18 protein-coding genes and 1 pseudogene are annotated in these 18,705 nt (G+C 66.6%); 14 read left to right on the forward strand and 5 right to left on the reverse strand.

Annotated features, from left to right (window positions below; translation table 11 throughout):
• From C5F75_RS04620 to C5F75_RS36175, 5 genes and pseudogenes are all read left to right on the forward strand, one after another.
• A pseudogene (locus C5F75_RS04620) lies at positions 1-198 on the forward strand (multidrug transporter); the annotation flags it as partial.
• A 522-nt stretch (positions 199-720) separates the two neighbouring features.
• Positions 721-1,398 (forward strand): PAAR domain-containing protein, encoded by a 678-nt coding sequence (locus C5F75_RS04625; protein ID WP_081066497.1) that lies wholly within the window; start codon positions 721-723, stop codon positions 1,396-1,398.
• Positions 1,395-1,949 (forward strand): PAAR domain-containing protein, encoded by a 555-nt coding sequence (locus C5F75_RS04630; RefSeq protein WP_081066496.1) that lies wholly within the window; start codon positions 1,395-1,397, stop codon positions 1,947-1,949. Before C5F75_RS04625 ends, C5F75_RS04630 begins: the two co-directional genes overlap by 4 nt.
• On the forward strand, positions 1,946-2,599 hold the full coding sequence (locus tag C5F75_RS04635) for a M35 family metallo-endopeptidase (protein ID WP_059578516.1): 654 nt from the start codon (positions 1,946-1,948) through the stop codon (positions 2,597-2,599). Before C5F75_RS04630 ends, C5F75_RS04635 begins: the two co-directional genes overlap by 4 nt.
• 57 nt (positions 2,600-2,656) lie before the next feature.
• Positions 2,657-3,076: an OmpA family protein gene (locus C5F75_RS36175; protein WP_146075168.1), complete on the forward strand. Its 420-nt coding sequence runs from the start codon at positions 2,657-2,659 to the stop codon at positions 3,074-3,076.
• 120 nt (positions 3,077-3,196) lie between these two features.
• Here C5F75_RS36175 and C5F75_RS04640 read toward each other — a convergent pair whose 3' ends face one another.
• Positions 3,197-4,570: a nucleobase:cation symporter-2 family protein gene (locus C5F75_RS04640; RefSeq protein ID WP_059578514.1), complete on the reverse strand. Its 1,374-nt coding sequence runs from the start codon at positions 4,568-4,570 to the stop codon at positions 3,197-3,199.
• A gap of 438 nt (positions 4,571-5,008) precedes the next feature.
• Here C5F75_RS04640 and C5F75_RS04645 point away from each other — a divergent pair, with 438 nt between their 5' ends.
• The 3 genes from C5F75_RS04645 (at position 5,009) to fghA (ending at position 8,646) form a co-directional block, all read left to right on the forward strand.
• Positions 5,009-6,460, forward strand: coding sequence for a xylulokinase (locus C5F75_RS04645; RefSeq protein WP_059578512.1), 1,452 nt, complete (start codon positions 5,009-5,011; stop codon positions 6,458-6,460).
• Positions 6,461-6,674: 214 nt separating this feature from the next.
• Complete coding sequence (locus C5F75_RS04650) at positions 6,675-7,781, forward strand: S-(hydroxymethyl)glutathione dehydrogenase/class III alcohol dehydrogenase (protein WP_059578509.1); 1,107 nt, start codon at positions 6,675-6,677, stop codon at positions 7,779-7,781.
• 16 nt (positions 7,782-7,797) lie between these two features.
• On the forward strand, positions 7,798-8,646 hold the full coding sequence (gene fghA / locus C5F75_RS04655) for an S-formylglutathione hydrolase (protein WP_059578505.1): 849 nt from the start codon (positions 7,798-7,800) through the stop codon (positions 8,644-8,646).
• Between the two features lie 107 nt (positions 8,647-8,753).
• Here fghA and C5F75_RS04660 read toward each other — a convergent pair whose 3' ends face one another.
• The 4 genes from C5F75_RS04660 to C5F75_RS04675 are packed head-to-tail and all read right to left on the reverse strand — an operon-like array spanning position 8,754 to position 11,850.
• A complete protein-coding gene (locus C5F75_RS04660) occupies positions 8,754-9,536 on the reverse strand; it encodes a metal ABC transporter permease (RefSeq protein WP_059578504.1) in 783 nt (260 codons plus the stop codon).
• Positions 9,529-10,413: an ABC transporter ATP-binding protein gene (locus C5F75_RS04665; RefSeq protein WP_059578500.1), complete on the reverse strand. Its 885-nt coding sequence runs from the start codon at positions 10,411-10,413 to the stop codon at positions 9,529-9,531. Before C5F75_RS04665 ends, C5F75_RS04660 begins: the two co-directional genes overlap by 8 nt.
• A 17-nt stretch (positions 10,414-10,430) precedes the next feature.
• The gene (locus tag C5F75_RS04670; RefSeq protein WP_059578497.1) at positions 10,431-11,342 is read right to left on the reverse strand and encodes a metal ABC transporter solute-binding protein; all 912 of its coding nucleotides are present in this window, start codon (positions 11,340-11,342) and stop codon (positions 10,431-10,433) included.
• Positions 11,343-11,388: 46 nt separating this feature from the next.
• Positions 11,389-11,850, reverse strand: coding sequence for a Fur family transcriptional regulator (locus tag C5F75_RS04675; RefSeq protein WP_059578494.1), 462 nt, complete (start codon positions 11,848-11,850; stop codon positions 11,389-11,391).
• Positions 11,851-12,178: 328 nt separating this feature from the next.
• Between C5F75_RS04675 and C5F75_RS04685 the strand changes: the two genes are divergently transcribed.
• The 6 genes from C5F75_RS04685 (at position 12,179) to C5F75_RS04710 (ending at position 18,675) form a co-directional block, all read left to right on the forward strand.
• On the forward strand, positions 12,179-12,955 hold the full coding sequence (locus C5F75_RS04685; protein WP_104011934.1) for an L-iditol 2-dehydrogenase: 777 nt from the start codon (positions 12,179-12,181) through the stop codon (positions 12,953-12,955).
• 97 nt (positions 12,956-13,052) lie between these two features.
• Positions 13,053-14,009, forward strand: coding sequence for a sugar kinase (locus C5F75_RS04690; RefSeq protein WP_059578492.1), 957 nt, complete (start codon positions 13,053-13,055; stop codon positions 14,007-14,009).
• The gene (locus tag C5F75_RS04695) at positions 13,997-15,361 is read left to right on the forward strand and encodes a D-tagatose-bisphosphate aldolase, class II, non-catalytic subunit (RefSeq protein ID WP_059578489.1); all 1,365 of its coding nucleotides are present in this window, start codon (positions 13,997-13,999) and stop codon (positions 15,359-15,361) included. The genes C5F75_RS04690 and C5F75_RS04695 overlap by 13 nt, the downstream gene beginning before the upstream one ends.
• Before the next feature lie 72 nt (positions 15,362-15,433).
• On the forward strand, positions 15,434-16,759 hold the full coding sequence (locus C5F75_RS04700) for an ABC transporter substrate-binding protein (protein WP_059578487.1): 1,326 nt from the start codon (positions 15,434-15,436) through the stop codon (positions 16,757-16,759).
• 114 nt (positions 16,760-16,873) lie between these two features.
• The gene (locus C5F75_RS04705) at positions 16,874-17,827 is read left to right on the forward strand and encodes a carbohydrate ABC transporter permease (RefSeq protein ID WP_006496497.1); all 954 of its coding nucleotides are present in this window, start codon (positions 16,874-16,876) and stop codon (positions 17,825-17,827) included.
• Complete coding sequence (locus C5F75_RS04710) at positions 17,824-18,675, forward strand: carbohydrate ABC transporter permease (RefSeq protein ID WP_059578484.1); 852 nt, start codon at positions 17,824-17,826, stop codon at positions 18,673-18,675. The genes C5F75_RS04705 and C5F75_RS04710 overlap by 4 nt, the downstream gene beginning before the upstream one ends.
• The last annotated feature ends 30 nt before the right edge of the window (positions 18,676-18,705 follow it).

Here is an 18,705-nt window from a genome sequence, read left to right on the forward strand (position 1 = left end):
GATCTGTACTCGGCGCAGCAGTCGCTGATCAGCGCGCGTCTGGCCCGCTGGACGAACCTGGTCGACCTGTACCGCGCACTCGGCGGCGGGTGGATCCAGCGTGCCGGCGAAGCGCCGCGCGCGCCGGATGCGCCGGTCGACTACGACAAGGCGGCCGCGCCGGCGCCGGCGCCGGCGTCGGCAGCGGCGAACGGGTAACTGTGGTTATCCTGCCTGCGTGCGGTCGCTTCGCACGCAGGCAGGGCGATTCGGGTGTTAGTTCTGTAGCACGTTGGCCGTTACGAACGATACGAAACGCAACGGAGACAACGTAGGGCCAGCCCATGATTGTTGGTCCTTGAGTGCGCAGTAACCTTGCGTGGGAACGCTGCAGTGATCCAGGCGGAACACGTGTGTACTTCGGCAGCGGGCGTGAAATCCACGGGCCGGCGCCGTCGAGCACGACGCGTACCGGCTAACCGTTCAGCTTCTCGTTTCGACCAAGCGATGATCATTCCACTTCGGTAGCCTGTCGCCCACCGACAGTCGAATCTCCCCCTCGATTCTTCAATTCAGGCCCATCGCTCGATCGAAGCGAGCGGCTGCAGGTTCATTATTGTTGAACGGTGCTTATAACAATTAGCTATACGAAATTCGAATTCGTCTGATTGCTTCTTCTTTCTCGTCCGTGCAAATTTTGTATGGAGCATTCCTCACCCATTGTCGAGAAAGGAAATCCGGATGAAGCGCGAGCCCGCTGCACCGACTCATCTTTTTGCCTCCATCGGGGCGTTCACCGAGCGCGGTGCGCGGGTAACCACTGCTACCAGCGGCCTGGCAGTTGCCGGGCTTGTCGTTGCCCGTGTTGGCGATGTCGTCACTTACGAGGATGGCAGCGAGGCCGTCATTATGGATGGCGCAGGCGAATATGCGATTTGCAGCGACAAGCCGTTTGCGCTGGTGGGTAGCCGGTTGAGCAACGGCGATCGTATCGTCGAAACGCTTCAGCGGTTGTGGGGAATTCATGTACCGACTGGCGAAACGGCCCAGGGATTGTTTAACAAGGATTATGTGCCGCCGCCCGCGTCGCCGCGCTACCGATTGGCTGTACGAAGAGCCACGACCGCGCGAGGCGGTGCGTTGCGCGAAGTCACCGGCACGTGGGAGACCGGTGTCCGGCTTGGCACGGCTGGTGTCGTAGGTAATCAGATTCACTACGCAGACGGCTCGACTGCGCGAATCGTAAGCGGCCTTGGGCGGGTGGATAACGGAGACTTCCAGCCGCTGGCTTTCGTCGGTAGCGAACTGGATAACGGCGACGTCATTACCGATAGCCCTGAGCGTGATGGCTTGGTATCGGCTGACGCCTTCGCCGTTGTGAGGCGTCCAACTGTTGCGCATCGAGGCGAGAATTCATGATCCGTTATTTCCTTGCCAAAGGTGACCGGGGCGGCAGCGCCACGATTACGGAAGGATTGGATGGCGTCACCTGTTCCAATCCGCCGCCGCGCGTGCATATCGCAACGCTCTACATGAAGACGTACTGCACGGCATGCAAGCAGGAAGGGTTTGTCGCCCCGGAGGGGCCACGTTGGCCCGGCACTGGACCAAACGGCAAGCCGTGGGCGTTGAGTGGTGATATCAACGTCTGCGATTGCAATCCGCCACCTGTTTTCTACGCCGAGCGCGGCATGAAGATGACCTTTGCCGCGGAAGAGGTGGCGCGGTTGACAGGGAAGAATGACTTAGGCGTCGCTCCTGCAAGAGGACGCACTGCGGTCCATGATCAGCAGTTCGTCATTCGCAACAAGAAGTCCAGGCAACCTGTTGCAGGCGTTCGGTATTGGATTACAAATTGCCGTGGTGACGTGCTGGCATCGGGGACTACCGATGCGCAGGGCCATACCATGCGAGTGGTCACGCTGAAGCCCGAGTCGGTAAAACTGGAAGTCAGCGGGGAAGAAGAATGAGTGATGGCGATCGCGTAGCAATTGCGGAGGCGATGACAGACCTGAAAGAAGGTTCGGTAATCGAAGCATTGATATCGAACGGGCCGCCCATCTGTCCAAACATGACCGATGCGGAATTTCGCCGTATGGTTCTAACGTTACGCGACAGAGCCGTACGAATGATCGACGTACGGCTCGTAGACTTGCGCAGGTGGGGGGCGGTCGAACGTCAACGCGTCGCAACGTGGTTTGGCTCAAGCGATGAAACGATTCGGCAACGTCTGACAGTCGGACTCGCACAAGTAAGTCGGGTGATGCGCGATCTCAAGCCTGGAAACTTTGTTCGTCACTCAGAGGAACTTGATCGGTATCTTGGTTGTACGCCGAATAACAAGGACCCTGATGGTGCCGTCGCTCATGTTTGCGGTCCTGACACAGCTACCCATACTATCTGTATCCATGAGAATTTTTGTGGGATGCGTCCCATATCCAGCGCGAAGGACTCGATGTTATCGACGCTGATTCATGAGTGCACTCATTTTGCCGATACTTTCGGCGCTCAGGATCATCAATATTTCATGCGCGAGTGCTTGGTATTGGCGCGGACGCGCCCCGATCTCGCAATCAATAATGCGGATAGCATTGCCGGGTATATTATCTATGAAGACTAGAGGCGGCGTGGCGCGGCAATCCGTGTTGAATCTGATCGAGTCCAACGGAAGATCGATATGATGAAAGGACCGGCATGTATTGCGTTGGCGTTTTTCTCGGCCGGAACATTCGCCTGCTCCCCGGTTCATACGCTTGATGTTTCGTTTGAACGAGATTCTGCCAAAGTATCCGGCGACGAGCTCATAAAGCTGGCGAACTGGGCGATAGACCTTCAACTCAAATATCCCAATCTTGATCGTACGTCCGTCGGTGGCCTTGCCGACGCTGACGAAAAGCAGCCGCGCGTGCTGGCTCAACAACGCGCAGAAAGTGTCAAGAGGCTTCTAGTCACATTGGGGCTCGGTCGAGCCCCTGTCGACGTCGATGCCAGGCTTTATAAGTCGCATCATCTGAACGGTGTGCCGGATAATGGCCGACGAGTAGAAATCGACTTCCTTCCCGGTTGCCCGCATGAATGCCCTTGCCAAGTGAAATGAGGTATTGGCCGCGATCTGCCGCGCAGCGGCAGTGCTGCCATTTCGACGATGTCAAGCAGCCTCTTACGCACCATGCAGTAAGCGCCGGCCCGTCGCGAGCCGACGCATGCCTGGTGTTCGTCAGTGCAGATCGACAGGCCTCCCGTCGAAATCATGCCCCGCGCGACGGATCTCGCACTTCGCCTCCTTTTCGCCCTTCACGCCGTTGAACACGATGTTCAGGATCACGGCCGTGGCCGACGCCAGCAGGATGCCGCTGTGCAGGATCGGTGCAAGCGCGGGCGGCAGCTTCGAGAAGAAGTGCGGCGACACGACCGGCACGAGGCCCATGCCGACGCTCACGGCGACGATGAACAGGTTGTGCGAGTGGTTCACGAAGTCGACCTTCGACAGCACCTTGATGCCGTTCGCCGCGACCATCCCGAACATCACGATGCCTGCACCGCCGAGCACGAACGGCGGCACCGACGCGACGACCTGCGCCATCTTCGGAAACAGGCCGAGCAGCACGAGGATCACGCCGCCCGTCGCACACACGAAACGGCTCTTCACGCCCGTCACGCCGATCAGGCCGACGTTCTGCGAGAACGACGTATGCGGGAACGAGTTGAAGATGCCGCCGATCAGCGTGCCGAGGCCGTCGACGCGCAGGCCGCGCACGAGGCGCTCCTGGTTGACCGGGCGATCGACCATGTCGCCGACCGCGAGGAACATCCCGGTCGATTCGATGAACGTGACGAACATCACCGTGACCATCGTCACGATCGACAGCGGGTCGAAGTGCGGCAGGCCGAAGTGGAACGGCATCACGAAGCCGACCCACGGCGCATGCGCCACGCCGTCGGTGTTCACGCGGCCGAGCGCGAATGCGATCACGAAGCCGGCGACGATGCCGAGCAGCACCGAGATGTTCGCGATGAAGCCGCGGCCGTACTTGTTGATCAGCAGGATCAGCGTGAGCACGAGCAGCGACAGGCCGAGATAGACGGGGCTGCCGTACTCGGGGTTGCCGACGCCGCCGGCCGCCCAGTTGATGCCGACTTCCATCAGCGACAGCCCGATCACGGCGATCACCGTGCCGACCACCACCGGCGGGAAGAACCGCAGCAGCTTGCCGATCATCGGCGCGAGCACGATGCCGATGATGCCGGCCGCGATGGTCGAGCCGAAGATGTCGAGAATGCCGAGGCCGGGGTTCGTGCCGATCGCGATCATCGGGCCGACGGCCGCGAACGTACAGCCCATGATGACGGGCAGGCGGATCCCGAAGATCCACAGGCCCAGCGTCTGGATCAGCGTGGCGATGCCGCACGAAAACAGATCGGCGCTGATCAGGAACGCGATCTGGTCTTTCGGCAGCTTGAGCGCCGCGCCGACGATGAGCGGCACGGCGACGGCGCCGGCGTACATGACGAGGACGTGCTGCAGGCCAAGCGTTACCAGCTTGCCGGTCGGCAGCACCTCATCGCACGGATGGACCGTGTTCGATTGCATCTGTCTCACTCCATGATCTTGTTTTCGGGGTGATACGAAGTTATTCGGAATGAATCCATGCAACAAGAGCACTGGGTTCTATTCCGTTCTTTGCTGGTTCGATATGCCATGTCGGTATGGAACAGGGGGGCGATCATCGGGAAACTGCCGCGGGAGTGACGCGTACCGGTTTTATAGCGCTTCAAAATAGCGCCGGCCCCCCTGTCAAATATGGGGTGCTTTATGGTGTGTATCGCCCGGGCCGCATAGTGGCAAAAAAGGGCGTACGGAAAACGTGCCGGGTTAACCCGCGAGCGGCCGCTTTTGCGTGCAAGGTGCGGCCCCGTCAATCTCCCGGCCGGCAGCACGTTCGATGTGTCGGCGCGGCGGCAAAAACCGGAGTGCGCATCGCGATCCCGTTATCATCGACATCCGTTCATCCGAATCTCCCTTCACGTCATGCGCCTGCTCGGAATCGACCTCGGCACCGGCTCCGTCAAACTCGTCACGCTCGATGCCGACGGCGTCGAGCGGGCCGTCGCGAGCGAACCTTACGGGTTGTCGTCGCCGCAGCCCGGCTGGGCGGAAATCGCGCCCGCCACGTGGTGGCAGGCGCTCGTGCGCGCCGCCGCGCGGCTGCCGGCCGACGAGCGCGCGCAGGTCGCGGCGATCGGTTTTTCGGGCCAGATGCATGGCGTCGTGCTGATCGACGCGGCCGGCGAGCCGGTGCGGCCTGCGCTGCTGTGGCCGGACACACGCGCGGTGCGCGAGGCCGACGCGGCCGACTGGCACGCCGCCGGAATGCCCGTCGCTCCGAATCCCGTCGCGCCCGGCATGGCAGGCCCGCTGTTGCGTTGGCTCGCCACGCACGAACCCGACGCGCTGCGCGCCGCGCGCTGGGCCGTGCAGCCGAAGGACTGGCTGCGCATCGTGCTCGGCGGCGACGTCGCGGCCGATCCGAGCGACGCGTGCGCAACGGCGCTCGCGACGCCCGACGGCGCGTGGGACAGCGCATTGATCGAGGCGCTCGGCCTGCCGGGCGACCGCTTCGCGCCGGTGCGTGCGTCCACCGCGCGCTGCGGCGTGCTCGGCGCGCAAGCCGCCGCCGCGCTCGGCCTGCCGGCTGGCGTGCCGCTCGCGACAGGCGCGGCCGACACCGCCTGCGCGGCGCTCGGCAGCGGGCTGGCCGCGGCAGGCGACGCGCTGCTGACGACCGGCAGCGGCGGCCAGATCGTCGTGCTCGCGGATACGCTGCCGCCCGCGCGACACGGATTGCATCGCTATCGTGCGGCGGCCGGCGGCGGCTATTACACGATGGCGGCGATGCAGAACGTCGGGCTTGCGCTCGAAGCCGTGCGCGGTTGGCTCGGCTATGCGCGATGGGCCGATGCATACGCCGATGCGTTCGCGCAGCCGGCGTCCGAGCGGCTGTGCTTCCTGCCGTACCTGAGCGGCGAGCGTTCGCCGTGGATGAACCCCGATGCGCGCGGCGGCTGGCTCGGCCTCGGGCTCGGCGACACGCGCGGCGCGATGATGCGCGCCGCGTTCGAAGGCGTCGCGTTCGCGTTGCGCGCGGGGCTCGATGCGATCCGCGACGCCGACCCCGGCGACGCGGTGGCGACGCTGCGCCTCGCGGGCGGCGGCTCGGTCGATCCGCGCTGGCGCCAGTTGCTCGCCGACGCGCTCGGCGCGTCGCTGCACGCGATCGATTGCCCGAACGCCGCGACGCGGGGCGCCGCACTGCTCGCGGGCGTCGCGATCGGGCATTGGCGTGAAGAGGCGTTGCACGCGCTGGCGCCGACGGCGTCGCCCGTCGCCGCACCGCAAGACGACCGCCCGCTGGCCGCACGTTACGCGCGCTTCGTCGATCTGTACGCCCGCACGGATGCATGGTTCACGACGGGCGTTTAAACTCGGACACTTGTTCTTTTGCGTCAGCGATGACGCATCCTGGCAAGCCGGTGGCCGTTTCCCGCACGCGATGCGCGCCGGGAGCGGCCATCATGGCGAGCACGAGATTCTTGCGCCGTGCCGCGCGGCACGGCTTCGACCGCTTTGCATGAGTCCCGGGCCGGCAGCGACACGCCGGCCCGGGCCGATCTCACCGACACACAGGAGTGACACGATGAAAACGAAAGCCGCGATTGCATGGAAGGCGGGTGCGCCGCTGACGATCGAGGAAGTCGATCTCGAAGGGCCGCGCGCCGGCGAAGTGCTGATCGAAGTGAAGGCGACGGGCATCTGCCACACCGACTACTACACGCTGTCGGGCGCCGATCCGGAAGGGATCTTCCCGGCGATCCTCGGCCATGAAGGCGCGGGCGTGGTGGTCGACGTCGGCCCCGGCGTCGGCACGGTGCGCAAGGGCGACCACGTGATTCCGCTCTACACGCCCGAATGCCGCGAGTGCAAGTTCTGCCTGTCGCGCAAGACCAACCTGTGCCAGAAGATCCGCGCGACGCAGGGCAAGGGCCTGATGCCCGACGCGACGTCGCGCTTCTCGCTCGACGGCAAGCCGCTGTTTCACTACATGGGTACGTCGACGTTCTCGAACTACATCGTCGTGCCGGAAATCGCGGTGGCCAAGGTGCGCGAGGACGCGCCGTTCGACAAGATCTGCTACATCGGCTGCGGCGTGACGACGGGCGTGGGCGCGGTCGTGTACTCGGCGAAGGTCGAGGCCGGCGCGAACGTGGTCGTGTTCGGCCTCGGCGGGATCGGCCTGAACGTGATCCAGGGCGCGAAGATGGTCGGCGCGGACAAGATCATCGGCGTCGACATCAACCCGAAGCGCGTCGAGCTCGCAAAGAAGTTCGGGATGACGCACTTCATCAACCCGAACGAAGTCGAGAACGTCGTCGACCACATCGTGCAGCTGACCGACGGCGGCGCCGACTACTCGTTCGAATGCGTCGGCAACGTGAAGCTGATGCGCCAGGCGCTCGAATGCACGCACAAGGGCTGGGGCCAGTCGTTCATCATCGGCGTGGCGGCGGCGGGCGAGGAAATCAGCACGCGTCCGTTCCAGCTGGTGACGGGCCGCGAGTGGAAAGGCTCGGCGTTCGGCGGCGCACGCGGGCGCACCGACGTGCCGAAGATCGTCGACTGGTACATGGAAGGCAAGATCAACATCGACGACCTGATCACGCACACGCTGCCGCTCGAGCGGATCAACGACGGCTTCGACCTGATGAAGGCCGGCGAGTCGATCCGCTCGGTCGTGCTGTACTGACCGGGAGCGCACCGCCATGCTCGAACTCGTTTCCTCGCATGCGTGCCACGGCGGCGAGCAGCGTTTCTACCGTCACGATTCGGCGGCAATCGGCCTGCCGATGAAGTTCTCGGTGTACCTGCCGCCGCAGGCCGCGCAACAGCGCGTGCCGGCGCTGTTCTATCTCGCGGGGCTCACGTGCACCGACGAGACGTTCGCGATCAAGGCCGGCGCGCAGCAATACGCGGCGCAGCACGGGATCGCGCTCGTGATGCCCGATACGAGCCCGCGCGGCGCGGGCGTGCCGGGCGAGACGGATGCGTGGGATTTCGGCGTCGGCGCGGGTTTCTACGTCGACGCGACTGAAGCGCCGTGGTCGACACATTACCGGATGGAGTCGTACGTGACGGGTGAGCTGCGCGAGCTCGTTGTGGCCGAGCTGCCGATCGACGGCGCGCGGCTCGGCATCTTCGGGCACTCGATGGGCGGCCACGGAGCGCTGACGCTCGCGTTGCGTCATCCGGGCCTGTACCGGTCGGTGTCGGCGTTCGCGCCGATCGCCGCGCCGACGCGATGCCCGTGGGGCGAGAAGGCGTTCTCCGGTTATCTCGGTGCCGATCGGGAAGCGTGGAAGGCGCACGACGCGAGCGAGCTGGTCGCGCGCGCCGATGCGCCGAAGTTCGCGGACGGCATCCTCGTCGATCAGGGGCTCGCCGATCAGTTCCTCGCGAACCAGTTGAACCCCGACGTATTCGAAGCCGCATGCGCGAAGGCCGGCCAACCGCTGACGCTGCGCCGCCATCCGGGCTACGACCACGGCTACTACTTCATCTCGACGTTCATCGCCGATCACCTCGCGCATCATGCGCGTGTGCTTGCACGGTGAGTAGCGGCGCAAGCAGGTAACGCATCCGGTGCGCATGAAAAAACGCCGGCGCTGCCCTCGGGCACGCCGGCGTTTTGATTGGCATCGGGCGGCGACCGCCGCGCCGATCAGTTGCGTCGCAATAGGCTCGCGCCGTACACGAGCGCCGACAGCGCGGTGATCCAGAAGCTCGTCGGCCAATCGGTGTGATACGCGAGCACGATGCCGGCCCACGCTTCGAACAGCGCGAACAGCGCGGCGAGCAGCACGCCCGTCGACAGCCGCGTCGACACGTTTTGCGCGGCCGCCGCCGGCCCGACGAGCAGCGTGAATACGAGCAGCACGCCGACGATCTGCGTCGCCGCGGCCACCGCGAGCGCGCACACCGCCAGGAACAGCATCGACACCGTGCGCAGCGACACGCCCTTGGCTTCGGCCAGCTCGGGCTGCAGCGATGCGAACAGCAGCGGCCGCGCGATCAGCGCGAGCGCGATGAGGCTCACCGCGCCGATGCCCGCGAGCACCGCGAGCGTGTCGTGGCTGACCGCGAGCACGTTGCCGAACAGCAGCGCGGTGACCTGCGTCGCGAACGACGTATAGAAATGCAGGAACAGCAGGCCGAAGCCGAGCGCGCCGGACAGGATCACGCCGATCGCGACGTCGCGGCCCGCGAGCCTTTCGCCGAGCGCGCCCATCCCGATCCCGGCCGCGAGCGTGAAGCCGACCATCCCCCAGATCGGCGAGATGCCGAGCAGCACCGCGCCCGTCGCGCCGGTGAAGCCGACGTGCGACAGCGCGTGGCCCGCGAAGGTCTGCCCGCGCAGCACCAGGAAGTAGCCGACGATGCCCGCGAGCACCGCGACGATTCCCGACGCCGCGAAGGCGTTGATCATGAAGTCGTATTCAAACATCGTGCGAATGCCCGGGATGAGCGTGTCCGTGGTGGTGATGGCCGTGGCTGCCGCCGTGCGAGTGCCCGTCGTCGTCCTCGTGTTCGTGATCGTGCTTCTCGATCTCGACGTCGCCCGACATCACGAAGATCTTGCCGTTCACGCGCATCACGTCGATCGGTGATCCATAGAGCCGCGACAGCACGGGCTTCGTGATCACCTCGTCGACGGTGCCGAGCGCGGCCACGCCGTTGCCGAGATACAGCACGCGGTCGAGCGCGTTCAGCAGCGGATTCAGTTCGTGCGCGGAGAACAGCACGGTGATGCCGAGCTCGCGCTGCACGTTGCGCACGAGTTCGACGACGCCGCGCTGATGGTTCGGGTCGAGGCTGATCAGCGGCTCGTCGAGCAGCAGCAGCTTGGGGTTGCCGAGCAGGCATTGCGCGAGCAGCAGGCGCTGCCGTTCGCCGCCGGACAGTTCGGACAGCGGCCGGCGCGCGAGCGACGGGCCGCCGACGAGATCGAGTACGCGATCGACGTCGCGGCGCGTGGCCGCATTCGTGTGCGGCAGGCCCCAGCGATGGCCGTCGGCGGCCATCGCGACGAAATCGTAGCCGCGCATCCGGCGATTCGCGAGGCCGCTCCTGATCTGCGGCATGTAGCCGATCGACGCGTTGCCGCGCGCGACCGGCACGCCGCCGACCGACAGCGTGCCGGCCGACACGGGGACGAGGCCGAGCACCGCGCGCATCAGCGTCGTCTTGCCCGCGCCGTTCGGCCCGAGCACGCCGACGAATTCGCCGGGCTCGATCGAGAAGCTGACGTCGCGCAGGATCGTGCGGCCGCCCAGTTCGAGCGTGACGCGATCGACTGCGAGGGCGTGGGGAGTGGCGGTCATGTCGTGACGGTTGTCGGTTACTTGCCGGCCGAAAGCGCGTTGCCGAGCGCGTCGAGCTGGCTGGTCATCCATTGCTGGAAGGTCTTGCCGGCCGGCTGCGTCTCGGTGACGCTGACGGTCGGCACGCCGCCGTCGCGCGCGATCTTCAGCATGCGCCTGGTCATCGGTTCCTCGGCCTGGCTGTTGTAGATCAGCGCGCGTACCTGCTTCTTGCGCAGGTCGTTCTCGAACGCGGCGACGTCCTGCGCGCTTGCCTCGGTGTCGTTCATCGTCGCGAGCTGGAAGCGCTGGTTGCGCATGTCGAGGCCGATCGCGTCGGACATATAGCCGAATACGGGCTCGGTGGCCGTCACGGGCACGCCCTTGTACTTCGCGCGCAGTGCGGCGACCTTGTCGTCGACGGGTTTCAGCGACGCGACGAATTTCTGCAGGTTCGCGTCGTACTCGGCCTTGTTCGCTGGGTCGGCGCGGCCGAGCTCGGCCGCGATCGCGCGTGCGGCCGCCGGCATCGTCGCCGGGTCGTACCAGAGGTGCGGGTTGTCGCCGGCCTTCTTGCCGACGAGATCGGCGACGACGATCGTCGCGCGCTTCGCCTGTTTCGACGCGCCGAGCAGCTTGCCCATCCACGGATCGTAATCGGCGCCGTTGTAGATCACGACCTGCGCGTGCTGGAGCGCGCGAGCCGTCTTCGGGCTCGCTTCGAACAGGTGCGGATCCTGATCCGGATTGCTGAGGATGCTGGTGACCGCGACGTGGCGGCCGCCGATCTGCGACGCGACGTCGCCGTAGAAATTCTCCGCGGCGACGACGTTGACGGGCGCGGCCAGCGCGACCACGGGCGCGGCGAACGACAGCGCGGCGACGGCGGCGGCCAGCCAGCGGACAGGCGACAGGGCGCGCCGCGGCGCGCGCTTCAGGGCAATGGACATGGAACTCCTCGTTGGAAGGGCGGCGCGTACGCCGCGCGATTCGGCGTCAGCGCTGCGCGGGCTTGCGCTTGCAGTGCCCGCACAGGCCGCTCAGCTCGACGACCTGATGGTGGACTTCGAAACCGTGCGCGGGCTCGCTCGCGGACAACTGCTTCGCGAGGTCGCCGCCGGGAATCTCGACGGTGTCGCCGCACGCATCGCAGATCAGGAACTGACCTTCGTGCGGCACGCCGATCTCGCAGCACGCGAAGAACGCGTTCTTCGATTCGATCCGGTGGATGAAGCCGTGCTCGACGAGGAAATCCAGCGCGCGGTAGACGGTGGTCGGCGGCACGCGGCCGCGTTGCGGTTCGAGTTCGGCGAGCAGGTCGTACGCGCCGATCGGGCGCTGCGCGGCCAGCACGCGTTCGTAGACCTGGCGGCGCAGCGGCGTCCACGCGAGCCCGTGCTCGGCGGCGAATGCGTCGGCCCGGGACAGCCGGGCGTCAATGGACGATGAGGTAGCCATGGCGTGAAGCAGGCGATGAAACACAGTATCGCGATGATATAACGTATCGCCACGCCGTGCAGCGCGAATTCCGTTTTCCGTCCTCGCTCCGTCCCCGTCGCCGCCGATGCCACTGCGTCGCACCGTGCGCGCCGCGCCTTGCCGTGCGGGCGCGGCGGGGCGTCGTTACGCGCCGCCGTGCCGCAGCGCGTCATAGAAAGCCGTCACGTCGTCTTGACAGCGCGTATCGCGTATCCGATCATTCGATCACTAACAGAGCAATTGATCGGTCGCCGAGCGTTCGCTCACTTCGCGACCGGCATGCAACAGAACGAACCGGAGACAGCCAGTGAGACTGGAAGACAAGGTCGCGATCCTGACGGGCGCCGCAAGCGGCATCGGCGAAGCGGTCGCGCAACGCTATCTGGACGAGGGCGCGCGCTGCGTGCTCGTCGACGTGAAGCCGGCGTGCGGCTCGCTCGCGCGGCTGATCGAGGCCAACCCCGGCCGCGCGGTGGCCGTCACCGCCGACGTCACGCGCCGCGACGACATCGAGCGGATCGTCGCGACGGCGGTCGAGCGCTTCGGCGGCGTCGACATCCTGTTCAACAACGCGGCGCTGTTCGACATGCGCCCGCTCCTCGACGAATCGTGGGACGTGTTCGACCGGCTGTTCTCGGTCAACGTGAAAGGGCTGTTCTTCCTGATGCAGGCGGTCGCGCAACGCATGGTCGAGCAGGGGCGCGGCGGCAAGATCGTCAACATGTCGTCGCAGGCCGGCCGTCGCGGCGAGGCGCTCGTTTCGCACTACTGCGCGACCAAGGCCGCGGTGATCAGCTATACGCAGTCGGCCGCGCTCGCGCTCGCGCCGCACCGGATCAACGTGAACGGCATCGCGCCGGGCGTGGTCGACACGCCGATGTGGGAACAGGTCGATGCGCTGTTCGCGCGCTACGAGAACCGGCCGCTCGGCGAGAAGAAGCGGCTCGTGGGCGAAGCCGTGCCGCTCGGCCGCATGGGCGTGCCGGGCGACCTGACGGGCGCCGCGCTGTTCCTCGCGTCGGCCGACGCCGACTACATCACCGCCCAGACGTTGAACGTCGACGGCGGCAACTGGATGAGCTGAAAATGCCGCCGCTCGCACGCGCCGTTCGCGAGCCGGCCCGCTACGCGGCGGCAGTGCCGCACGCCGCGGCCGCCGTCGAACGAGGAGGGCTCGCCTGATGGCCGAGATCGTCGTCGCCGGCGAACTGCTGGCCGAATTCGTCGCCGCCGAGCGCGGCCAAGGCTTCGATGTGCCGGGACTCTTCGCCGGCCCGTTCCCGAGCGGCGCGCCGGCGATCTTCGCCGACCAGGCCGCGCGGCTCGGCGCGCGCGTCGCATATGCGGGCTGCGTCGGCCGAGACGCGTTCGGCGATGCGATCGTCGCGCGGCTCGCCCGCGACGGCGTGGACGTCGCGCGCATTCGCCGCGTCGCACGGCCGACCGGCACCGCGTTCGTCGCGTATCGCGACGACGGCTCGCGCAGTTTCGTGTTCACGCTGTCGACCAGTGCCGCGGCATGCGTCGATGCGTCCGACGTCGACACCGCGATGTTCGACGGCTGCCGCTATTTCCACGTGATGGGCTCGTCGCTGACGAGCGAATCGGCGATCGCGGCCGTGCAGCGCGGCGTGATCGAGGCCGCGCGCGCGGGAGCCAAGGTGTCGTTCGATCCGAACGTGCGGCCCGAAATGCTGAGTTTCCGCCCGATGCGCGCGGCCCTCGACGAGATGCTCGCCGCGTGCCACCTGTTCCTGCCGAGCGAAGCCGACCTGCCGTTCTTCTGCGGGCCGCAGCCGGCCGAGCGCGCGATCGCCGGCCTGCTTGCGACGCATCCGCTGCTCGAGCGTGTCGTGCTCAAACGCGGTGCGCAAGGCAGCGTCGCATTCGATCGTGCGAGCCGCGTCGACGCGCAGGCTTATCCGGTCGACGAAGTCGATCCGACCGGCGCTGGCGACTGCTTCGGCGGCACGCTGGTCGCGAGCCTCGTCGCGGGCATGGCGATCGACGTCGCGTTGCGCCGCGCGAACGCGGCCGGCGCGATCGCGGTCACGCGGCGCGGCCCGATGGAAGGCAACAGCAGCGCGGCCGAGATCGACCGCTTCCTGACCGAACGAGGTATCGCATGTCCGGCCTGACGACCGTTGCCGAGCGCACGCGCACCGCGCATGCAGGCACCGTGCTGCGGATGATCTTCGACGCGAACCGCGCGGACGCGCAGCGCGGCATCTATTCGATCTGCAGCGCGCACCGGCTCGTGCTGGAGGCCGCGTGCGAAGCCGCGCGCGCCGACGGCTCGCCGCTGCTGATCGAGGCGACCTGCAATCAGGTGAACCATCTCGGCGGTTATACGGGCATGACGCCGGCGGATTTTCGCCGCGACGTCGATGCGATCGCCGCGCGCTGCGGGCTCGCGCCGTCGGCGCTCGTGCTCGGCGGCGACCATCTCGGCCCGAACCCGTGGCGGCACCGCCGCGCGGCCGACGCGATGCGCGAGGCCGGTGCGATGGTCGCGGCCTACGTCGAAGCCGGTTTCGAAAAGATCCATCTCGACGCGAGCATGGCGTGCGCGGACGATCCGGCGCGGCTCGACGATCGCACGATCGCCGCGCGCGCGGCCGAGCTGTGCCGCGTCGCGGAAGACGCGGCGGCGCGCGCCGGAATCGCGCCCGTCTACGTGATCGGCACCGAGGTGCCGACGCCGGGTGGCGAGGTGAGCGGCGAGGCCGGTAACGACGCTGGCGACGACGCGATCGCGCGGATCGCGGTCACGCGCAGCGACAGCATCGCGGCGACGCTCGACGCGCACCGCCACGCGTTCTCGGCGGCCGGGCTCGACGACGCATGGACGCGCGTCGTCGCGATCGTCGCGCAGCCGGGCGTCGACTTCGACGATCGCCACGTGCTCGATTACGACAGCGCCAAGGCGGCGTCGCTCGGCGCGAGTATCCTGCAGACACCGCGCCTCGTGTTCGAAGCGCATTCGACCGATTATCAGACCGAAGACGCGCTCGCCGCGCTCGTGCGCGATCACTTCGCGGTGCTGAAGGTCGGCCCCGCGCTGACGTTCGCGCTGCGCGAGGCGCTGTTCGCGCTGACGTTCATCGAGGACGCGCTGATCGACGACGTCGCGCAGCGCTCGCGGTTGCGCGACGTCGTCGATGCGGCGATGCGCGCGCAGCCCGAATACTGGGCGCCGTACTACCGCGGCGACGAGACCGCGCAGCGGCTCGCGCGCCAGTTCAGCTACAGCGACCGCATCCGCTATTACTGGCTGCAGCCGGCCGTCGCGGCCGCGGTCGAGCAACTGTTCGGCAACCTCGCGCGGCAGCCGGTGCCGGAAACGCTCGTCGCGCAATGGCTGCCGGACGTCTACGCGGCGTGCCGCGCGGGCGGCCTCGCGAAGGAGCCGCGCGCTTGGGTGCGCCACCGGATACGCGACGTGATCGCGCACTATGCGCGCGCGTGCGGGATGCAGCGGCCGGCATGACGGGCCGCGAAGGAAACGACGCAACACCGACGCAAGACCGACCACATTTCGAACAATCACAGGAGACATGCCATGCAACGAAAGATGCTCGACGCCGCCGCACGCTGTTTCGCCTCTGCCGCGCTCGCGACGGCGGCGTGCGCGGCGTCCGCCGGCACGCTGACGATCGCGACGCTGAACAACCCCGACATGATCGAGTTGAAGAAGCTGTCGCCGGCGTTCGAGAAGGCGAACCCGGACATCAAGCTGAACTGGGTGATCCTCGAGGAGAACGTGCTGCGCCAGCGCGCGACGACCGACATCACGACCGGCAGCGGCCAGTTCGACGTGATGGCGATCGGCACCTATGAAACGCCGCAGTGGGGCAAGCGCGGCTGGCTCGCGCCGATCACGGGCCTGCCCGCCGACTACGACCTGAACGACATCGTCAAGACCGCGCGCGACAGCCTGTCGTACAACGGCCAGCTCTACGCGCTGCCGTTCTACGTCGAAAGCTCGATGACGTTCTACCGCAAGGACCTGTTCGCGGCGAAGGGGCTGAAGATGCCCGACCAGCCGACCTACGACCAGATCGCCGAATTCGCGGACAAGCTGACCGACAAGTCGAAGGGCACCTACGGGATCTGCCTGCGCGGCAAGGCCGGCTGGGGCGAGAACATGGCGTACGTGTCGACGGTCGTGAACACGTTCGGCGGGCGCTGGTTCGACGAGAACTGGAACGCGCAGCTCACGTCGCCCGAGTGGAAGAAGGCGATCAATTTCTACGTGAACCTGCTGAAGAAGAACGGCCCGCCGGGCGCGAGCTCGAACGGCTTCAACGAGAACCTGACGCTGACCGCGTCCGGCAAGTGCGCGATGTGGATCGACGCGACGGTCGCGGCCGGGATGCTCTACAACAAGCAGCAGTCGCAGGTGGCCGACAAGATCGGCTTCGCGGCCGCGCCGGTCGCCGCGACGCCGAAGGGCTCGCACTGGCTGTGGGCGTGGGCGCTGGCCGTGCCGAAGACGTCGAAGCAGCAGGACGCCGCGCGCAAGTTCATCGCGTGGGCGACGTCGAAGCAGTACATCGAGATGGTCGGCAAGGACGAAGGCTGGGCGTCGGTGCCGCCGGGCACGCGTACGTCGACGTATCAGCGCGCGGAGTACAAGGCCGCCGCGCCGTTCTCGGACTTCGTGCTGAAGGCGATCGAGACGGCCGACCCGAACGACCCGTCGCTGAAGAAGGTGCCGTACACGGGCGTGCAGTACGTCGGGATTCCTGAATTCCAGTCGTTCGGCACAGTGGTCGGCCAGTCGATCGCGGGCGCGGTCGCGGGCCAGATGTCGGTCGACCAGGCGCTCGCCGCCGGCCAGGCCGCGGCCGACCGCGCGGTGCGGCAGGCCGGCTACAAGAAGTAACGCGCAAGCCGTCGCGCGGCCCGCATCGTGCGCCGTGGCACGCGGCGCGGGCCGGCGACGCTGACAGGCGGGCACGCCGTTCGCGCCCGCGCATCAACCGGAGGGACTCCGATCATGCGTCACCTGCGTCTTCCCCTGAGTCACGCTCACGCGCCGTCGGTCGGCGACGCGTCGTCGCCGCCCGGTGCGCCGCGCCGTGCGCGCGGCGGCGCGAGCTGGCTCGTGTCGCCGTCCGTCGCGGTGCTGCTGCTGTGGATGTCGATTCCGCTCGCGATGACGATCTGGTATTCGTTCTCGCGCTACAACCTGCTGAACCCGGACGTGAAGGGCTTCGCCGGGTTCGACAACTATCGCTTCCTCGCGACCGATCCGTCGTTCCTGCCCGCGATCTGGCACACGCTCGTGCTGATCGGCGCGGTGCTCGCGATCACGGTGGTCGGCGGCGTGCTGATGGCCGTGCTGTTCGACCGCAAGTTCTATGGGCAGGGCGTCGCGCGCCTGCTCGCGATCGCGCCGTTCTTCGTGATGCCGACGGTCTCCGCGCTGATCTGGAAGAACATGATCCTGCATCCGGTGTACGGGCTCGTCGCGAACGCGATGCGCGCGCTCGGGATGACGCCGATCGACTGGTTCGCCGATTACCCGTTGACCGCAGTGATCATCATCGTCGCATGGCAGTGGCTGCCGTTCGCGTTTTTGATCCTGTTCACCGCGATCCAGTCGCTCGACCAGGAACAGAAGGAAGCCGCGCGCATCGATGGCGCGGGCCCGATCGCGATGTTCTTCTACATCACGCTGCCGCACCTGAAGCGCGCGATCGCCGTGGTCGTGATGATGGAGACGATCTTCCTGCTGTCGATCTTCGCGGAAATCTACACGACGACGGGCGGCGGCCCCGGCGATGCGACGACCAACCTGTCTTACCTGATCTACGCGCTCGGCCTGCAGCAGTTCGACGTCGGCCTCGCGTCCGCGGGCGGCATCATCGCCGTCGTGGTCGCGAACGTCGTGTCGTTCTTCCTCGTGCGGATGCTCGCGCGCAACCTGAAGGGGGAGTACGAAAAATGAGCGACCTGACCCTGGCAGGCCGGCGCACGCCGGCCGTGTTCGACCTCGTGCGGCGCGCGCTGCCCGGCGCGCTCGCATGGCTGATCGCGCTCTTGCTGTTCTTCCCGATCTTCTGGATGGCGATCACCGCGTTCAAGACCGAGCAGCAGGCGTACGCGTCGTCGCTGTTGTTCATGCCGACGCTCGACAGCTTCCGCGAGGTGTTCGCGCGCAGCAACTACTTCGCGTTCGCGTGGAATTCGGTGCTGATCTCGGCCGGCGTCACGCTGATCTCGCTGCTGTTCGCGGTGCCGGCCGCATACGCGATGGCGTTCTTCCCGAACCACCGCACGCAGAAGGTGCTGCTGTGGATGCTGTCGACGAAGATGATGCCGTCGGTCGGCGTGCTGGTGCCGATCTATCTGCTGTGGAAGAACGCGGGGCTGCTCGATACGGTGTCGGGGCTCGTGATCGTCTACACGCTGATCAACCTGCCGATCGCGGTGTGGATGACCTTCACGTACTTCAACGAGATCCCGAAGGACATCCTGGAGGCCGGGCGCATCGACGGCGCGTCGACGTGGCAGGAGATCGTCTACCTGCTGATGCCGATGGCGCTGCCGGGGCTCGCGTCCACCGCGCTGCTGCTCGTGATCCTGTCGTGGAACGAGGCGTTCTGGAGCATCAACCTGTCGAGCTCGAACGCCGCGCCGCTGACCGTGTTCATCGCGTCGTATTCGAGCCCCGAAGGCTTGTTCTGGGCGAAGCTGTCCGCCGCGTCGCTGCTCGCGGTCGCGCCGATCCTGATCGTCGGCTGGCTGTCGCAGAAGCAGTTGGTGCGCGGGCTCACGTTCGGGGCGGTCAAGTGAGCGGCGCAAGCAAAGGCGCGGTCGGTCACG

Source organism: Burkholderia anthinoferrum (assembly GCF_002925705.1).
Classification (GTDB): domain Bacteria; phylum Pseudomonadota; class Gammaproteobacteria; order Burkholderiales; family Burkholderiaceae; genus Burkholderia; species Burkholderia semiarida.